Below are 15,275 nucleotides of genomic sequence, written 5' to 3'. Positions count from 1 at the left end.
GGCCCGCCGGACGGAACAAGCAGACCGGTTCGCACCCGGCGGCGGAACGACCAGGCCGGTCCCGGGCCCATGACCGGACCGAGGAACGACCAGGCCGGTCCCGGACCCATGACCGGACCGACCAGGCCGGGTGCGGCCCGGTGGACCGTACAATCGGTGTCACCGTGTCTGAATCTGTGCAATCCCACGTCTCCGAAGTCTCCGGTGCCGCCTCCGCCGGGACGTCCGTGCCCCGTGGCCGCGCCAAGGGCGAGCCGCGGTTCCCGGGCGGTCCCCAGGCCGACCCGGCCGGATCGCACTTCGAGCGGCGGATCCGCAGCTTCCAGCCGCGCCGCAGCCGGGTCACCGCCGGTCAGGCCGACGCCCTGCGGCGGCTGTGGCCCGTCTGGGGACTCGACATCGACGGACAGCGGGTGCTCGACCTCGCCGAGCTGTTCGGCAACACCCGCCCCGTGGTGCTGGAGATCGGGTTCGGCATGGGCGAGGCCACCGCGCAGATGGCCGCCGACGACCCGGACACCAACATCCTCGCCGTCGACGTGCACACCCCCGGCCAGGGCAATCTGCTGAACCTCGCCGACCGCAACGGACTGACCAACATCCGGGTCGGCAACGGCGACGCGATCATCCTGCTGCGCGAGATGCTCACCCCCGACTCCCTCGACGGGCTGCGCGTCTACTTCCCCGACCCCTGGCCGAAGAAGCGGCACCACAAGCGGCGGCTGATCCAGCCGGAGTTCCTGACGCTGGCCGCCACCCGGCTCAAGCCGGGCGCGGTGCTGCACTGCGCGACCGACTGGGAGCCGTACGCCGAGCAGATGCTCGACGTGCTGACCGCGCACCCCGACTACGAGAACACGGTGCCCGAGGGCGGCTTCGCCCCCCGCCCCGCGTTCCGGCCGCTCACCCGTTTCGAAAGCCAGGGCCTCCAGAAGGGCCACGTGGTGCGTGACCTGCTGTTCCGTCGCATCCCGCACCGGGACACGGACGCCGGCCGGGGGTGAACGGCAACTCCGTCGCGGGCGGAGCGTTCCCTCGTTAGGGTCATGACGTGGCCATCAGTCCCCCATATCCGACCCATCCCGACGGCCCTGTGCCCCACGGCGGCCGGCCAGGACACCGGCACTGGTGGATGCGGCGCCGGGTGCGCTACGGCGCCCTCGCCGCCCTGCTCGCCCTGTCCGGGCTGGTGATCCTCGCCCTGGTGCGGCGCCAGACCGGCACCGAGGGATTCCTGGTGGGGCTGGGGCTGGCCGTGCTGCCCGTTCCCCTGCTGACCGCGGCCTTCCGCTGGCTGGACCGGGTCGACCCCGGCCCCTGGCGGAACATGGTGTTCGCCTTCGCCTGGGGCGCCTGCGCGGCGGCGCTCATCGCGATCGTCGCCAACAGTTTCGCCACCCGGTGGATCGCGACGGCCACCGCCGACCCGTCGGGCGCCGACACCCTCGGCGCCACCGTGATCGCGCCCGTGGTGGAGGAGTCCGCGAAAGCCGCCGCCGTCCTGCTGATCTTCCTGTTCCGCAGACGCGACTTCACCGGCATCGTCGACGGCGTGGTGATCGCGGGCGTGACCGCGACCGGCTTCGCGTTCACCGAGAACATCCTCTACCTGGGCAACGCGTTCGGCACCGACCAGCTCACCGGCGACCGGGGCATCGCCTCCGCGACCCTGGCGACCTTCTTCGTCCGCGTGATCATGTCGCCGTTCGCGCACCCGCTGTTCACCGTGCTGACCGGCATCGGCTTCGGCATGGCGGCCGCCCTGACCGGGGACCGCGGCCCCACCGGACGGCAGCGGCAGCTCCGCCGCCACCTGCTGCCGCCCGCTGGGCTGCTGCTCGCGATGGGCATGCACGCCCTGTGGAACGGCTCGGCGAGCTTCGGCCGGTTCGGTTTCCTCGCCGTCTACGTCGCCTTCATGGTGCCCGCGTTCGGGCTGCTGACCTGGCTGGTCATCTGGTCCCGGCAGCGGGAGCTGCGCACCGTACGCGAGGAGCTGCCCGGGTACGCCGCCGCCGGGTGGCTCACCCCCGCGGAACCCTTCGCGCTGGGCTCCCTGCGGGCCCGACGGCTGGCCCGCGACTACGCCGGACGGCACCTGGGCAGGTCCGGGGCGCGGGCGGTGGCCGAGTACGAGGCGTACGCGACCTCGCTGGCGTTCTTGCGCCGCCGGGGCCGTCTGGGCCGGGCCGGGGCCGACTTCGTGGCACGGGAGCAGGCGCTGCTGCACGAGATGTGGCGGCGGCGCGAGGTGGCCCAGCCCGCCCTCGACCACGCCGCCCGCATGACCGCACCACCGGTGCCGGTGGCCGCACCCCCGTGGCCGGTGTACGGGGTGTACGGCCAGTCCCAGCGGTACCCGCACACCCCGCCGGCCGTCCAGCCGTATCCGTTCCCCGTCACCGGCCCCGCGGCCCCCGTCAGCGGGCCCACCGCAGCAGCTCAGGGGCCGACCGCGCCCTCCCCTGCCCCGGGACCCCACGGACCGGGGCCTCAGGGACCAGGAACCCACGGACCGGCAGGCCCCTACGGCCCCTGGCACGGCCACGACCCATGGGCCCCGCACCAGCCCTGAGGCCGCACCCTCGAGGCCGTCGAGACGCGTCAGGGCCGGTACCCCGCCGACGGGGTACCGGCCCTGCTCCGTCTGCTCCGGCTGACTGTTCTGCCTGCTCCGTCTGCTCCGGCTGACTGTTCTGCCTGTTCCGCCTGCCGTCCGCCCCGCCCGGACCGCTCAGGCCGAGGCGCGGTTCAGCTCGGCCAGGTCGTCGTCCGTCAGCCGCAGGTCCGCCATGGCGAGCAGCGCCGGAAGCTGCTCCACCGTCCGGGCCGAGGCGATCGGGGCGACCACCGTCGGCTGCGCCGCGAGCCACGCCAGCGCCACCGTGGCGACCTCGGCGCCGTGCCGTCGGGCCACCTCGTCGAGCGCGGCGAGGACCTTCCGCCCGCGCTCGGTCTCCAGGTGGGCCCCGGCACCGCTCGCCCGCGCGCTGTCGACCGTGACACCGGGCCGGTACTTGCCGGTGAGGAATCCAGCGGCCAGCGCCCAGTACGGCACGGCCGCCAGGCCCCAGCCCCGGGCGACGTCCCGCAGCTCGCCCTCGTAGGTGTCGCGCGAGACCAGGTTGTAGTGCGGCTGGAGCGCCACGTACCGGGCCAGCCCCTCCCGGTCGGAGAACTCCAGCGAGGCCCGCAGGCGCTCCGGGGAGATGTTGGAGGCGGCGATGTACCGGACCTTGCCCGCCCGCACCAGCTCGTCCAGCGCGCCGATGATCTCCTCGACCGGCACCTCGGGCTGATCGAAGTGCGTGTAGTACAGGTCGATGTGGTCGGTGCCCAGCCGCCGCAGGGAGGCGTCGGCCGCGGCCTTGATGGTGGCCGCGGACAGGCCCCGGTACTCCGGGTGCTGGCTGACCTTGGTGGCGATGACGACGTCGGAGCGGCTGCCCCGCTTCGCCAGCCACCGGCCGATCACCGTCTCCGACTCGCCGCCCTTGTTGCCCTCCGCCCAGGCCGAGTACGAGTCGGCGGTGTCGATGAAGTTGCCGCCCGCGGCGGTGTACGCGTCCAGGACGGCGAAGGACTGCTTCTCGTCGGCGGTCCAGCCGAAGACGTTGCCGCCCAGGCAGAGCGGAAAGACCTCGAGGTTTGACGGACCGAGCGTGCGCACAGGACTCATACCCACGTCAACGCCGGCCGGGACCGGTCATTTCGCCCTCCGCCGGGCCCATCGGCGAAGATCACGCGAACGGCCCCACGGTGCCGCGCGGGGCCGGTCGACGCCTACGGCTGGAGTCCCTTGCCCTGCAGCCACGCCATCGGGTCGATGCCGGCGGCCTGCCCGTCCGGGTGGACCTCCAGGTGCAGATGCGGACCGGTCACATTGCCGGTGGCGCCCACCCGGCCGATGACGTCGCCGGTGTTCACCTTCTGGCCGACGGACACGGTGATCGACGACTGGTGGCAGAACCACAGCTCGGTGCCGTCGTCCAGGGTGAGGACCGTGCGGTAGCCGTAGGCCCCGGCCCAGCCCGCCTGGGTGATGGTGCCGCTGTGGATCGCCTTGATCAGGGTGCCGGTGGGCGCGGCGAAGTCCAGGCCGGTGTGGTGGCCGCTGGACCACATCGAGCCGGCGTCGCCGAAGGTGGAGGTGATGGTGTACGACGAGGTCGGCAGCGTGTACTGCTTGGCCAGCCGGGCCAGCCGCTCCTGCTCGGCCTTCTTCTTGGCCTCCTCCTCCGCCTTCTGCTTCGCGGCGGCGGCCTCCTTCTGCGCCTGGGCGGCGGCCTGCTCGGCCTGCCGGTCGGCGGCGGCGTCGGCCTCCTCCTGCGCCTTGATCTCGACCTGGGCCCGCTGCTGCTCGGCCTGGGCGATGATCCGGTTGCGCAGGGCCTCTCCGGCGTCGGTGCGGCCGGCGTCGGTGTTCCCGTCGGTCTCGGCGGTGACCTGGGTGACGTCGCTGAGCGCGGTCGCGGAGCCCTGCTCGGTGTCGGTGTGCTGCGCGGAGGTGTCGAGCAGCGAACCGACGGACGGCAGGTCCGGCAGGGAGATGGACACCGGCGGCTTGCCCGGGTTGGCGCTGGCCATGCCGCCCGCTCCGACCGCGGCGATCACACCCACGCCGAGCACGGTGGAACTGCGGGCGAATCCGCCGCCGCGCTGCTTGACGACCCGGTGCCGGCCGCGCACCGGGCGGACGGACTCCTCGGTGGGGTTCCACTCCGTCCAGGTGCCCTCGTCGGACCGACCGGCGTCGTGGCCGAAGGTCTCGGTGTGCGGGCTGGGCAGGAACGGGGCTTCGGGAGCGGGCGGGTTGGACGCCACGGAGGCGCACTCCTTTCCTTCCGTCTCGCCTACCGGGTTAGCTGACGGGTTCGGAGCAGGAAGGTCTCCTACGCGCGTCAACTGCCGTGCAGAGCAGGGCAGTCGGGCCCGATTCACCCCTGATGGATGGTTCCCCGGTTCCCTTGCGGGATTCGGCGTGCGCACGCGGAGCCGCCTCTTGTGACGGCTGGGACGACCGCGCTGCGTTATCGAACGTTAATAGAAGCGAGGCACCGTTTCCAAGCCCGTACGGCTGGTTCCTTGCAGCTTTTCAGGCCAGGACATACGCCTCATCACCGGCGAAACCAGGGCGAGTTGACCCGGGAATCCGGCCAGCGACGACCGAAAAAAGCTCCCCGTCCCACGCCGACGTCATATGACAGTTCGTCAGTCGTGATGCGGACGGGGACCGTGTGACCACACACCGTCACCACCCGGCCACCGTCCCCGGTTCGCCGTCCACGCCTCGCGCACCGCCCCGCGGACCGGGCCTCACCTCCACAGCACCGGCACCGCGAACCAAGCGTCACCTCCACAGCACCGGCACCGCGAACCAAGCGTCACGCCCAGAGCACCGGCACCGTGTACCGCCGGCGCCGGACGCCCTGGCAGTCGACCGCACCGATCGCACCGGCCACGGAGGCCGTCCGAGCGCGGCCGCCCAGGCCGCCGAACAACACTCAGGGCCGGAACCCTGATGGGATTCCGGCCCTGAGCCTTCAGTAGCGGGGACAGGATTTGAACCTGCGACCTCTGGGTTATGAGCCCAGCGAGCTACCGAGCTGCTCCACCCCGCGTCGGTGTGTATCCAGTGTACGCCATGCGCGGCAGTGCTCGCACACACCCCGGTGAGGCGCTCGTCACGCACCCCGCAGGCGTCCGGTCCGCTCGCGCATCGCTCACTGCAGCAGATGCCGGTTCGGCGCCTGGGCCGCATCGGCGAACTCCGGCAGCTCCACGACCTGGGCGCCCTCACCCGCCAGCAGCCCGGCCCCGTCGGCGCCCGGCACGAACGTGTCCGGCTCCCGCCAGGCCGTGACGACCCGCCGCACTCCCGCGTCCAGGATCAGCCGGGCGCACGGACGCGGCCGGGAGGCACGCCGGGCGCACGGCTCCAGGCTGCTGTACACCGTCGCACCGGGCAGCCGCGGATCCGCGGGATCGATCTTGGCGAGCGCCGCCTCCTCCGCGTGCACCACCGGGTCACCGCCCTCCCGCGAGTGCGCACGGGCCAGCTCGGTGCCGTCGGCCGCGACCACCACGGCCCCCACGCTGAACGCGGTCCGCGAGGGCGGGCACTGCGCCGCCAGCTCGCACGCGATCCGCAGCCAGTGCCGGTCCGCGGGCACGGCGTCCGCCCCGGTGCCGGGCTCGGTCGGCTCGTACCGCATCAGGACGACGTCCCCGACGGCCCGCGTCTCCAGCAGCCGCAGCCGCCCGCTCTGGTACGCGCCGGGCCCGAACATCCGCGGCGCCCGCGGGTCCCCGACCAGCAGCGGCGCCACCACCAGCTGGATCTCGTCGACCAGCCGGCGCTGCAGCAGCTGGGTGTGGACCGTGCCGCCGCCCTCGACCATCAGCCGGCGCACTCCTCGGACGTCGTGCAGATGTTCCAGCAGCCGCCGCCAGTCCGGCTCGGCCCCCAACGGCACGACATCGGCGGCGACACCGGCCCGCCGCAGCCGCCGGGCGCCCTCGTCGGAGGTGTAGACGATCTTCTCGCCGCCGGTGTGCCAGAAACGCGCCCCCGGATCGAGATCGCCGGAGGCGGTGACCGTGACCTTCAGCGGATGCTCCGGCCGGCCGCTCGCCACCCGCGCGGCGCGCCGCTCGGCCGAGGCGACCAGCAGCCGCGGATCGTCGGCCCGCAGGGTGCCCGCCCCGACGAGGATCGCGTCCACCGACGCCCGTACCTCGTCGACCCGGTCGAAGTCGGCCGGCGAGGACAGCAGCAGCCGGTCGGGCCCGGCGTCGTCCAGGCAGCCGTCGAGGGAGACGGCGGCGGACAGCAGGACATGGGGCAGCGGCATCGACGCACTCTTTCCTCACGAGCCGACGGCCACAAGGGGCGGCGCGGCGGCACAGACGGAGCCGGACGGACGGAAGCGGCCCCGCGCCCCGGCCGGGCTCCGGGCCGCCCCGGTCCAGTCTCGCTCAGCCCCACCCGCTCTCGTCGAGCCCGCCGTTCGCACGGAATGTGCCGTTCCCGCCGGACCTGCCGTTCCCGCGGCCGGGCCGGTCGGGCGACCACCGCGCACGGACGCGGGCCCGGCGAGACGGCCCCCGCGCCGCCGTCAGGCGCCCACGGCGGAGACACCGCCGTCCACGTGCAGGACCTGCCCCGTGATGGCCCGGGCCGCGTCGCTGAGCAGGAAGACGACGGCATCGGCCACCGGCGAGGCGTCCGAGGTGTCCCAGCCCAGCGGAGCCCGCAGGGGCCACTCCTCCGCGAGCTCCTCGAACCCCGGGATGGACCTGCTCGCCATGGTGGTGATCGGGCCGGAGTCGACCGCGTTCACGCGGATGCCCTTGGGACCCAGGTACCGGGCGAGGTAGCGGTTGGTGGCCTCCAGCGCGGCCTTCGCGGGCCCCATCCAGTCGTAGGCCGGCCAGGCGACGGACGCGTCGAAGGTGAGGCTGACCACCGATCCACGGTTCTCGGACTTCTCCAGCAACGGCAGCACGCTCACCGTCAGCGCCTTGAGCGAGAACGCCGACACGTTCATCGCGGTGGCCACCGACTCGAACGGCGTGTTCAGGAAGTTGCCGCCCAGCGCGTCCTGCGGCGCGAACGCCACGGCGTGCACCACTCCGTCCAGGGCCTCCCAGTGCCCGGCGATCCCGTCGGCCAGCGCCGCCAGATCACCGGGCTCGGTGATGTCCGCGGACAGGCACGCCACCGGCTCCTTCGGCAGCCGTCCCGCGATACGGCCCATGATGGAACTCGGTCGGCCCGGGGCGTTCGCGAGGATCACGTCCGCGCCCGCCCTCGTCGCCGCCTCGGCGATCCGGTACCCCATGCTGGTCTCGGTGAGAACACCGAAGACCAGGATCCTCCTGCCGGTCAGATCCACGTGTCCGTCCTTTCGCCCCGGCCGGGCCACGGACGCCGTCCGCGTACGGGCGGCAGCAGAAGTCCAGGCCGGTGATCAGGCCCACGCCCGGAGAGCGGCCTCGCCCGACTCCGCGCCACGGGCGGCTTGCGCGCCCAACATTCCGCAGTCGGCGAGCGGTTGTCCCCGCGGACGAACCCCTTCCCGACGGATTCCTTCGTTCGAGGGATCAGTCCTGCGGTCCTGCGGATCACGGAGGCGGGGCCAGGGCGGGTGTGCGGTGCTGGTGTGCGGTGCTTCCTTCCGGCCGCCCGACCGGCACCCCTGCACGCACGCCCGGCCACCCGCGGACACACATGCGGCCCCCGGTCGGGAGCTGTCCGACCGGGGGCCGCGCGGTAGGCCCTGTGGGACTCGAACCCACAACCAATGGATTAAAAGTCCTGGCCAAGGCTTGCCGGGTGGTTCCGGGCCGTGCTTCGGGGTCCGGAACCACCTGGTCAGGGCATGTGCGCCGTGACGGGCGGTGTGGCTCGTGACAGCTCGTGCCGCATCGTCCGCTCACGCATCGCTCACGCAAAAAGAACCTGCTGAGCAGCGCGTTCAGTACCAATGAGCGCAGTACTACTGCTTCAAAATGCTCATGATCTCGGCCGCTTTGGCGATTGCGACCCGCGGCCCGTATGCGGCCGCAGCAGCCACCACAGCTACAGCGGCCGCCAAGACGGTCTCGACTCCTGAGGGAAGCCCCGTCAGAACGGCCAGGCAAACCGCTGCTACTGGAGCGGAGACCACGGCAACCAGCCGAAGCCCTTCTCGGTTGGCCACCGGAACCGTGCCTCGAAGCCTCTGCTCTGGCAGAAGCCTGCCAGCGTTTCCGGCAGCGTAGCTGTTGCCGATCTTGGCGAGCAGCGCGGCCAGACTGCGGAGCCCACCAATGCCCTTGGTGTCAACCTGCGCCTCGGCAAGCTGCAGTTTTGCCACTACGAGGGCGGCGTGACGCTTTGTGCTGCGCTGCCGGGGAGATCCACGCCTGACGCTGTTCGAGATCCGGTGGACCCGCAGAAGCGACCGCCAAACGATGGAGCACGTGTCATCCAGATGCCGAAGCGCCTGATGCCTGGCGCTCGTATCCGCGCTGGCCACAGCCTCGCACGCCTCGATGGCAGCCATGATCGAGAGCAGGAATCTGTAACCCACGATGGCCTTGCCACGCCGGGCGGCCCACATCAGGAGGGGCAACGTCACACCAGCGAGCATCAGCGCCGGTGGCCTCAGGTCCGGTTGCACCCGCTGAGTGTCGATGGTTTTGATCACGGCGATCAACAGGTCGAAGGCCCCCATGCTGACCGCGAAGGTGAGCAGTTGATAGCGGAGTTTTACGGATCCGGCGGTCTTCCGGCCAGCCTCACGGAGATCATGGATCGGCAGGTCTGCCAAACCAAGCCGTTGGAGCGCCTGAGCTGTCGGCGCTATGTCCCGATCGGCAACCCTCGCGTTCCAGGCCGACCACCACTCTTGTATCCGGCGGATCCGACGCGCGACCCAGGCAAGCGATCGGTACGTCACCATCACTATGGCAACGAGTAACACAGCTCCGATGACCGACCGCTGGATCGCGGCTATGCGCTCCAAGTCGATGTGCATAGGAGGATCCTGGCGTGGAGCGCTGACACTCGCTGCCGACTCGACCTAGTTTGGTGCCGCTTGGTGGGGGCGCCGTGGTGTGTTCGAGAGACCTTGGGGGCATGAAGCCAGACATGGCCGATCTGATCACGAAGTGGGCGATGGAGGTAGCCGAATCCGAGTTAGCCGCTGGGCTTCCCCGGAGGTGGGCCCATACGCAAGGAGTGGCCGAGCGCGCCACCGAAGTCCGGGGGCTTCTCGGGGAGCACAGCGCTCTTCTCGTCGCTGCCGCCACCCTGCACGACATCGGGTACGCACCTCGGCTGGCCGTGACCGGGTTCCACCCGCTGGACGGGGCAAGGTTCCTCCGTGACGAGCATGGGGCCGACGAGCGGCTGGTGCGGCTGGTCGCGAACCACTCTTTTGCCCTGCTGGAGGCTGAGGAGCGCGGGCTGCGGGACGAGTTGGCGTCGGAGTTTCCGTTGCTGGAGGAGCCGTTACTGGTGGACGCTCTCGTCTACTGCGACATGACGACGACGCCCGACGGCGCCCGGACCAGTGCGCCGGAGCGGATCGCGGAGATCAACAGTCGGTATGGCGCGGACAGTGTGGTCGGCCGGTTCATCCGCCGCGCGGCGCCGGAGATCCTCTCTTCTGTGCAGAGGATCGAGGCGGCGCTGGCGGCTCAGCCGAGGTAGGGATAGGTGCCGGCCAGGTAGTCCCCGATCTGCTGGCGCATGCTCGGGTGGATGTCGTACTGGTCGAGGTCGGCCGGCTGGACGAAGCGCACCCCGTCAGCCTCGTCGTTGATCGTGGGAGCTCCGCCGATGGGACGGCCGATGTACGTGTTCTCGTACTGTTGGCGGATCTCTCCGTCGCTGTAGGCGACGATGTGGTTCGGGTTGGTGTAGACGCCGAGGAAGCCGGTGATCTCGGCGATGATGCCGGTCTCTTCCAGGCACTCGCGTACCGCGCACTCTGCCGCGGTCTCGCCGATGTCCTGTGCGCCCCCGGGAAGCGCCCACTGGCCGGTGTCACGGCGGCGCTGGAGAAGAATGGCTCCGGCCTCGTCGACGACGAGCAGGTTGCTGGCAGGGATGAGGGTGTTTGCCTTCGGGGCGGCCGGGTCGTTGTAGTACTCAGTCCTGCCCATGGGCGGTGGTCCTCTCGTGGTCGGGCGTCCACGGCCGCGCGGCGGCCCAGACGGCATCGAAGCTCTGAGCGTAACTGTCGAACCACCCAGTGCCTTCAGTCCTCTTGAGGTGGAGCAGGGGGTTGGCGCTGGCCGGTTGCCCCCAGATGTGGGGGTTGACCAGGAGGTTGTCGTCGTAGCGGAACATGGACGTGTAGAGCGTGGTGTCGTGGAGGCGTACGGCACACCCTGCCTCGCCCAGCAGGGGTCGGTAGTACGTCAGTGATGCTCGGATCTTGGCAGCAAGAGTGTCGCCGATTCCCTCTTCGCGGCCTCGGATCGCGACGGCCTGACCGTCCGGGTCACCGAAGCACAGGCGCACCCGGACCCCCTCCGCCGCGCGCTCGGAGAGCATCTTGGCTACGTGCGGATTGGACTGCGCGAAGAACGTGCCGGAGAAGACGAGGACACCGATCTCGTGCTGGGCTTCGCGCAGCAGCGAGAGCCAGACGTCCCGCGGCACACTGGCCCGGTTCTGATAAGTGCCGACCAGTTCGGTGCCTAACCCGTCACGCGCTCGGCCGGGCCGTCGAGGCGACGCCGGCCAAAGGAAGGTCTCTTCCACGCGCAGGTGGCGGGCGACGCGGAAGCGATGCCGTGCGTGTGGAACACGCCCTCCCAGCCACCGGCTCACCGTCTTGGGGTCCACCTCGCAGACTTCCGCGAGCGATTCGGGCGAGACGCCGCGCTGCGCGAGCACAGAGTGCAGTCGGTCGTTCACAGGAGCCATGGAAGCGGCCCCATGCATGATCGCGCAAGGACGTTATGGGACGTTGTCACGGAAGCAGAGCTCCGAAGGGACTGCCTACCCTGGCGCCATGGAGCTCATCGTCCTGTGGGACATCGACCACACCCTCATCGAGAACGCGGGGGTCAGCAAGGAGATCTACGCTGCCGCTTTCTCATCACTCGCGGGACGCGAACCGTCGGAGCCGGCGCGTACCGAGGGGCGCACGGATCGACTCATCATGCGCGACATGTTCCTTCGTGACGGGCTACCTGTACCCGAGTGGTCCGTCATCGAGGCCACCCTCGCGCAAGCTGGGCATGACCGCCTTGATGATCTGCGCCTGCGCGGGACGGCTTTGCCAGGGGTTCACGAGGTACTCAAGGCCGCTGCCGCACGAAGTGGTTGGGTCTCCTCTGTCCTGACCGGCAACATCGCCGCCAACGCTCAGGTGAAGCTTTCCGCATTCGGCCTCGACTCGCTGTTGGATCTGCCTGCTGGCGCCTACGGAGCAGACGCCGAGCTCCGTCCCCAACTTGTCGCGGTCGCGCGTGAACGCATACAGCAGCTCCGTGGCGTTGCGGCCGATGTGCCCGTCGTCCTGGTGGGAGACACCCCCCGCGACGTGGAAGCCGCCCTCGCCACTGGTTCCGCAATCCTTGCGGTCGCCTCTGGTGTCCACAGTGCCGAGGAGCTGGCCGCTGCCGGCGCCTACGACATCCTCCCCGACCTGTCGGACACCAGGCGGGTTCTCGGAATCCTGGAGTCCTTCGCGGACGCGTAAAACGTCCCAGGACGTCCTCGGACCGTCCCCGAACGCGGTGACGAGGTCCCCTGGCAAACCGCCACCATCGGGGTTCCCACCAGGCAGTCAGCCGAACGAGCCCATGTGATCGGGGAAGTCACCGGGATCAGGAAGATCCGGATGCTGTACCTGCAGCTTTTGTACCGCTGCAACTTCACGTGCCTGCACTGCTTCCACGGCAAGCGACTTCAGTACGCCGACGCCTTCACCGCCGAGGAAGCCGTCAGACTCCTCACCCTGATGCGAGACGAATACGGCACGGAGGCCGTCACCCTCCTTGGCGGGGAACCGTTCGTCCACCGGGAGCTCCCGCAGGTCGTCCGGCACGCCAAGGAGGAACTGGGCCAGCGCGTCGAGATCTGCACCAACGGATACCGGATCGAGCGCCGCCTGACCGAGATCGCTCCACACCTGGACCTGCTCCGGGTCTCTTTGGAGGGCGTTGGCTCGACCAACGACGGCATCCGCAAGCGCGGCAGCTACCAGAGCGCCCTCAGCTCACTCAGCCTCGCACGGGACCTCGGTGTCCCGACGGGCGCGACCATGACCGTGACCTCTCACAACATCGGCGAGGTCCTCCCTCTCGCCAGCATCCTCGGGCAGCTCGGAGTCCGGCAACTGAAGCTCCACCACCTGCGGCCGGTAGGCAATGCAGCCGACCACCCCGAGCTGCTGGTCACGGACACGGCCGCCTACGGCCGGCTCCGCGAAGAGCTCGCGCAGACCAGGCTGCCGCTTGAGGTGATCGTCGACGAGGACCTCTCCGAGCACGGTGCTCCGGAGGTCTGCGCTCCGCCCGGCGGTCCTCGCGAGATCGACCGGATCGAGGCCGACCCGCGCGGTGCGCTCACCATGTCCTGCAAGGCGGTGGGCAAGGACTCCCACGCGTTCTGGTACGAGAAGGCCGCGAACCGCATCGTTCACAGGCCCTCCGCCACCGACGAGCTCACGCTCTCCGTACCGGACGTGGTGTACGCCCGTGCCTGACCAGCCGAGATTCGAGAGCCTGGAAGGCTTACGGGGCACTGGGAAGTCGACGATCGCTCCGATGCTCGCCGTTGCCCGTCAAGCCGTCCTTGTGCCCACCGTGCCAGCCTTCTACCAGCCCCTCAGGCGCGAGGTGGACAGGCGGACGAACGTCGAGGCTCGGATGTGCCTCTACCTCTCCGCACTGTTCACAGCAGCCGAAGAGATCCAGCGGCTCCTCAGAAGCGGCGTTCCGGTTGTCGTGGAGAGCTATTTCGCCCGGTGTCTAACCAGCCACCGAGCCTTGGGCGCCCGGCTCGGCGTCACTCTGCCGGCCTGGCTGCCGACTCCCGTCACGTACTACCTCGTCTGCGCTGACGACGAACGCCGGCGCCGCCTCGCAGCCCGGGACAAGCCGATATCGCGATGGGACGCGCTGGCGGAGACCGTCACGGACCAAGTGGCGGATGCCTACGCCTCGTTCCCGATGCGACGCATCGACACCACAGGGCTCACCCCCGAACAAGTCCTCCGCGTGATCACCGCCACCGATACGCAAGGAGCGCCCTCCCATGCAGACACAGAGCTTGTGGGAGCACACCCTCACCTTCTTCCCTCAGTACCTCGCGACCCTGCGGGAACGTGTTGCTCCTGACTCCACCGTCGCCGTCGTCGGTGCGAGCGACGGCAAGTTCGTCCTGCCCCTGGCCGCCGCCGGGTACCGCGTAGTGGCCATCGAACGCGACGCGCTCGCCGTGCATGGAGGTGAGGTACGCCTCCCGGGTGACAGCCAGGTGCACGCCATGGGGTTGATCGACCGGCTCAAGCTGGAGGAACTCCACGACCGTGTGCAGGTGATCGAAGAGGACTTCCTCTCGGGGAAACCTTTGGACGTGCCGTGCGAGGCGGTCTGGACTAGCTGCTCGTGGCACTACAGTGCCAACCACCACCGCCCTCTCGCCGAGTTCGTCGATCGCATGCAGCGCCTGGTCCGCCCGGGCGGTGTGTTCGGTGCGGAGTTCATGATGCCCGTGGAAAAGCGCCATCACTTGGTGGAGCACTACACCTCTCCGGAGCGCCTGCACCGTCACTTCCTCGGGGGCTGGGACGTGCTGCTCACCTTGCGCACGAACGAGTTCACCGAGCGGCCTCACATCGGCCAGCCACACGACCACATCCATCGCATGGGCCTGCTCCTGGCGGCCCGTTCGTCCACCCTCACCGACCGTCTCTGAGAGAAGGATCCATGAAGCACGAGTATGAGGCGAAGTTCCTGGCCGTCGACGTCGCCGGCCTGCAGGCCAAGCTGGCTGCCCTCGGCGCCGTCCAGGCGCTTCCCCGCACTCTCCTCACCCGCAAGATCTTCGAGAACGACTCCCTCGACGGCGGGGCGTGGCTCCGTCTGCGGGACGAGGGCACCCGCTCAACGCTCACGCTCAAGCAGGTCACCGACGCCACGACGATCGACGGCACCAAGGAGATCGAGACCGAGGTCGCCGACCTGCACGCCATGGCCGACATCCTCCGTCGGGTCGGCCTCACCGAGGTCCGCTACCAGGAGAACTACCGCGAGGAGTGGCGCCTGGGAGAGGTCGCCTTCGACTTCGACACCTGGCCCGACCTCCCCACGTTCCTGGAGATCGAGGGGCCCGACGAGGCGTCCGTTCGCCAGGCCGCCGATCTTCTGGGGCTCGACTACTCCCAGGCCCGGTTCGGCAGCGTCGACGAGATCTACAAGAGCGAGGCCGGCCGCGACATCCTCGCCGAGCCCACCCTGCTGTTCTCCGACGGCGAGAAGCAGGAGAGTGCTTCCGCGGTGACCCAGGGATCCTGATCGAGGAAGCCGACGAACCATGCTGACGGAAATCGCCTTACAGCACAGGGTGATACCCGGGATCGCGGAATTCGCCCGGGGCGGGCTACCCGCCCCAGCAGCCACGGACGACGGCAACGAATGGGTCGACGGTTTCTGCTGGCTCTACTGCGGCCGACGCTGGACACGCGTGCTGTGGATCGGCCCCGCGAGCGTCGCCGGCGCTCAGGCTCCCATGTACGCGTGCGGGCCCTGCATCCGCGAACTCC

General features: G+C 70.1%; 15 protein-coding genes, 2 tRNA genes and 1 riboswitch. Of the genes, 8 read left to right on the top strand and 9 right to left on the bottom strand.

Going from position 1 to position 15,275, the window contains the following annotated elements; translation table 11 throughout:
* Positions 1-176: 176 nt before the first annotated feature.
* Both trmB and OG899_RS14390 read left to right on the top strand, forming a co-directional pair.
* Positions 177-1,004 (top strand): tRNA (guanosine(46)-N7)-methyltransferase TrmB, encoded by an 828-nt coding sequence (gene trmB, locus OG899_RS14395; protein ID WP_373296107.1) that lies wholly within the window; start codon positions 177-179, stop codon positions 1,002-1,004.
* A 47-nt stretch (positions 1,005-1,051) separates the two neighbouring features.
* A complete protein-coding gene (locus OG899_RS14390) occupies positions 1,052-2,575 on the top strand; it encodes a PrsW family intramembrane metalloprotease (RefSeq protein ID WP_168132380.1) in 1,524 nt (507 codons plus the stop codon).
* 159 nt (positions 2,576-2,734) lie between these two features.
* Here the strand turns inward: OG899_RS14390 and OG899_RS14385 are convergent, their stop codons facing one another.
* The 7 genes from OG899_RS14385 to OG899_RS14355 all read right to left on the bottom strand — a co-directional run bounded on the left by OG899_RS14385 (position 2,735) and on the right by OG899_RS14355 (position 9,524).
* Positions 2,735-3,679 (bottom strand): aldo/keto reductase, encoded by a 945-nt coding sequence (locus tag OG899_RS14385; RefSeq protein WP_125499767.1) that lies wholly within the window; start codon positions 3,677-3,679, stop codon positions 2,735-2,737.
* 104 nt (positions 3,680-3,783) lie between these two features.
* Entirely contained in the window at positions 3,784-4,824 is a 1,041-nt protein-coding gene (locus OG899_RS14380; protein ID WP_168132381.1) for a M23 family metallopeptidase, read from the bottom strand.
* An 11-nt stretch (positions 4,825-4,835) separates the two neighbouring features.
* A riboswitch (cyclic di-AMP (ydaO/yuaA leader) is annotated at positions 4,836-4,992 on the bottom strand.
* Positions 4,993-5,547: 555 nt separating this feature from the next.
* Positions 5,548-5,621: transfer RNA gene (locus OG899_RS14375), tRNA-Met, on the bottom strand.
* 102 nt (positions 5,622-5,723) lie between these two features.
* A complete protein-coding gene (locus tag OG899_RS14370) occupies positions 5,724-6,854 on the bottom strand; it encodes a dihydrofolate reductase family protein (RefSeq protein WP_125499769.1) in 1,131 nt (376 codons plus the stop codon).
* A gap of 264 nt (positions 6,855-7,118) precedes the next feature.
* On the bottom strand, positions 7,119-7,898 hold the full coding sequence (gene fabI / locus OG899_RS14365) for an enoyl-ACP reductase FabI (protein WP_125499770.1): 780 nt from the start codon (positions 7,896-7,898) through the stop codon (positions 7,119-7,121).
* A gap of 379 nt (positions 7,899-8,277) precedes the next feature.
* A tRNA-Lys gene (locus OG899_RS14360) sits at positions 8,278-8,351 on the bottom strand.
* A gap of 150 nt (positions 8,352-8,501) precedes the next feature.
* Positions 8,502-9,524 carry a hypothetical protein gene (locus OG899_RS14355; RefSeq protein WP_125499771.1) on the bottom strand — a complete coding sequence of 341 codons (1,023 nt, stop codon included), beginning with the start codon at positions 9,522-9,524 and terminating at the stop codon, positions 8,502-8,504.
* Between the two features lie 113 nt (positions 9,525-9,637).
* Here OG899_RS14355 and OG899_RS14350 point away from each other — a divergent pair, with 113 nt between their 5' ends.
* On the top strand, positions 9,638-10,201 hold the full coding sequence (locus OG899_RS14350) for an HD domain-containing protein (RefSeq protein ID WP_125499772.1): 564 nt from the start codon (positions 9,638-9,640) through the stop codon (positions 10,199-10,201).
* Here the strand turns inward: OG899_RS14350 and OG899_RS14345 are convergent.
* Together OG899_RS14345 and OG899_RS14340 are read right to left on the bottom strand one after the other, a co-directional pair.
* Entirely contained in the window at positions 10,189-10,656 is a 468-nt protein-coding gene (locus tag OG899_RS14345; protein WP_125499773.1) for an NUDIX hydrolase, read from the bottom strand. The two genes, OG899_RS14350 and OG899_RS14345, sit on opposite strands and share 13 nt — an antisense overlap.
* Positions 10,643-11,416 carry a helix-turn-helix transcriptional regulator gene (locus OG899_RS14340; protein ID WP_185867937.1) on the bottom strand — a complete coding sequence of 258 codons (774 nt, stop codon included), beginning with the start codon at positions 11,414-11,416 and terminating at the stop codon, positions 10,643-10,645. Before OG899_RS14340 ends, OG899_RS14345 begins: the two co-directional genes overlap by 14 nt.
* A gap of 97 nt (positions 11,417-11,513) precedes the next feature.
* On the opposite strand from OG899_RS14340, the gene OG899_RS14335 reads away from it, so the two are divergent.
* From OG899_RS14335 to OG899_RS14315, 5 genes are all read left to right on the top strand, one after another.
* The gene (locus OG899_RS14335) at positions 11,514-12,206 is read left to right on the top strand and encodes an HAD family hydrolase (protein ID WP_125499774.1); all 693 of its coding nucleotides are present in this window, start codon (positions 11,514-11,516) and stop codon (positions 12,204-12,206) included.
* Positions 12,207-12,311: 105 nt separating this feature from the next.
* Positions 12,312-13,214 (top strand): radical SAM protein, encoded by a 903-nt coding sequence (locus tag OG899_RS14330; protein ID WP_125499775.1) that lies wholly within the window; start codon positions 12,312-12,314, stop codon positions 13,212-13,214.
* A gap of 61 nt (positions 13,215-13,275) precedes the next feature.
* Positions 13,276-13,848, top strand: coding sequence for a hypothetical protein (locus OG899_RS14325; RefSeq protein ID WP_125499776.1), 573 nt, complete (start codon positions 13,276-13,278; stop codon positions 13,846-13,848).
* Positions 13,766-14,428: an SAM-dependent methyltransferase gene (locus OG899_RS14320; RefSeq protein ID WP_125499777.1), complete on the top strand. Its 663-nt coding sequence runs from the start codon at positions 13,766-13,768 to the stop codon at positions 14,426-14,428. The genes OG899_RS14325 and OG899_RS14320 overlap by 83 nt, the downstream gene beginning before the upstream one ends.
* An 11-nt stretch (positions 14,429-14,439) precedes the next feature.
* Complete coding sequence (locus OG899_RS14315) at positions 14,440-15,027, top strand: class IV adenylate cyclase (RefSeq protein WP_125499778.1); 588 nt, start codon at positions 14,440-14,442, stop codon at positions 15,025-15,027.
* The last annotated feature ends 248 nt before the right edge of the window (positions 15,028-15,275 follow it).

It is taken from the genome of Streptomyces thermoviolaceus, from assembly GCF_045209695.1.
Classification (GTDB): Bacteria; Actinomycetota; Actinomycetes; order Streptomycetales; family Streptomycetaceae; genus Streptomyces; species Streptomyces thermoviolaceus.
Note: the sequence above shows the minus strand (reverse complement) of the source record. Positions and strands in the feature narration are given on the sequence as shown.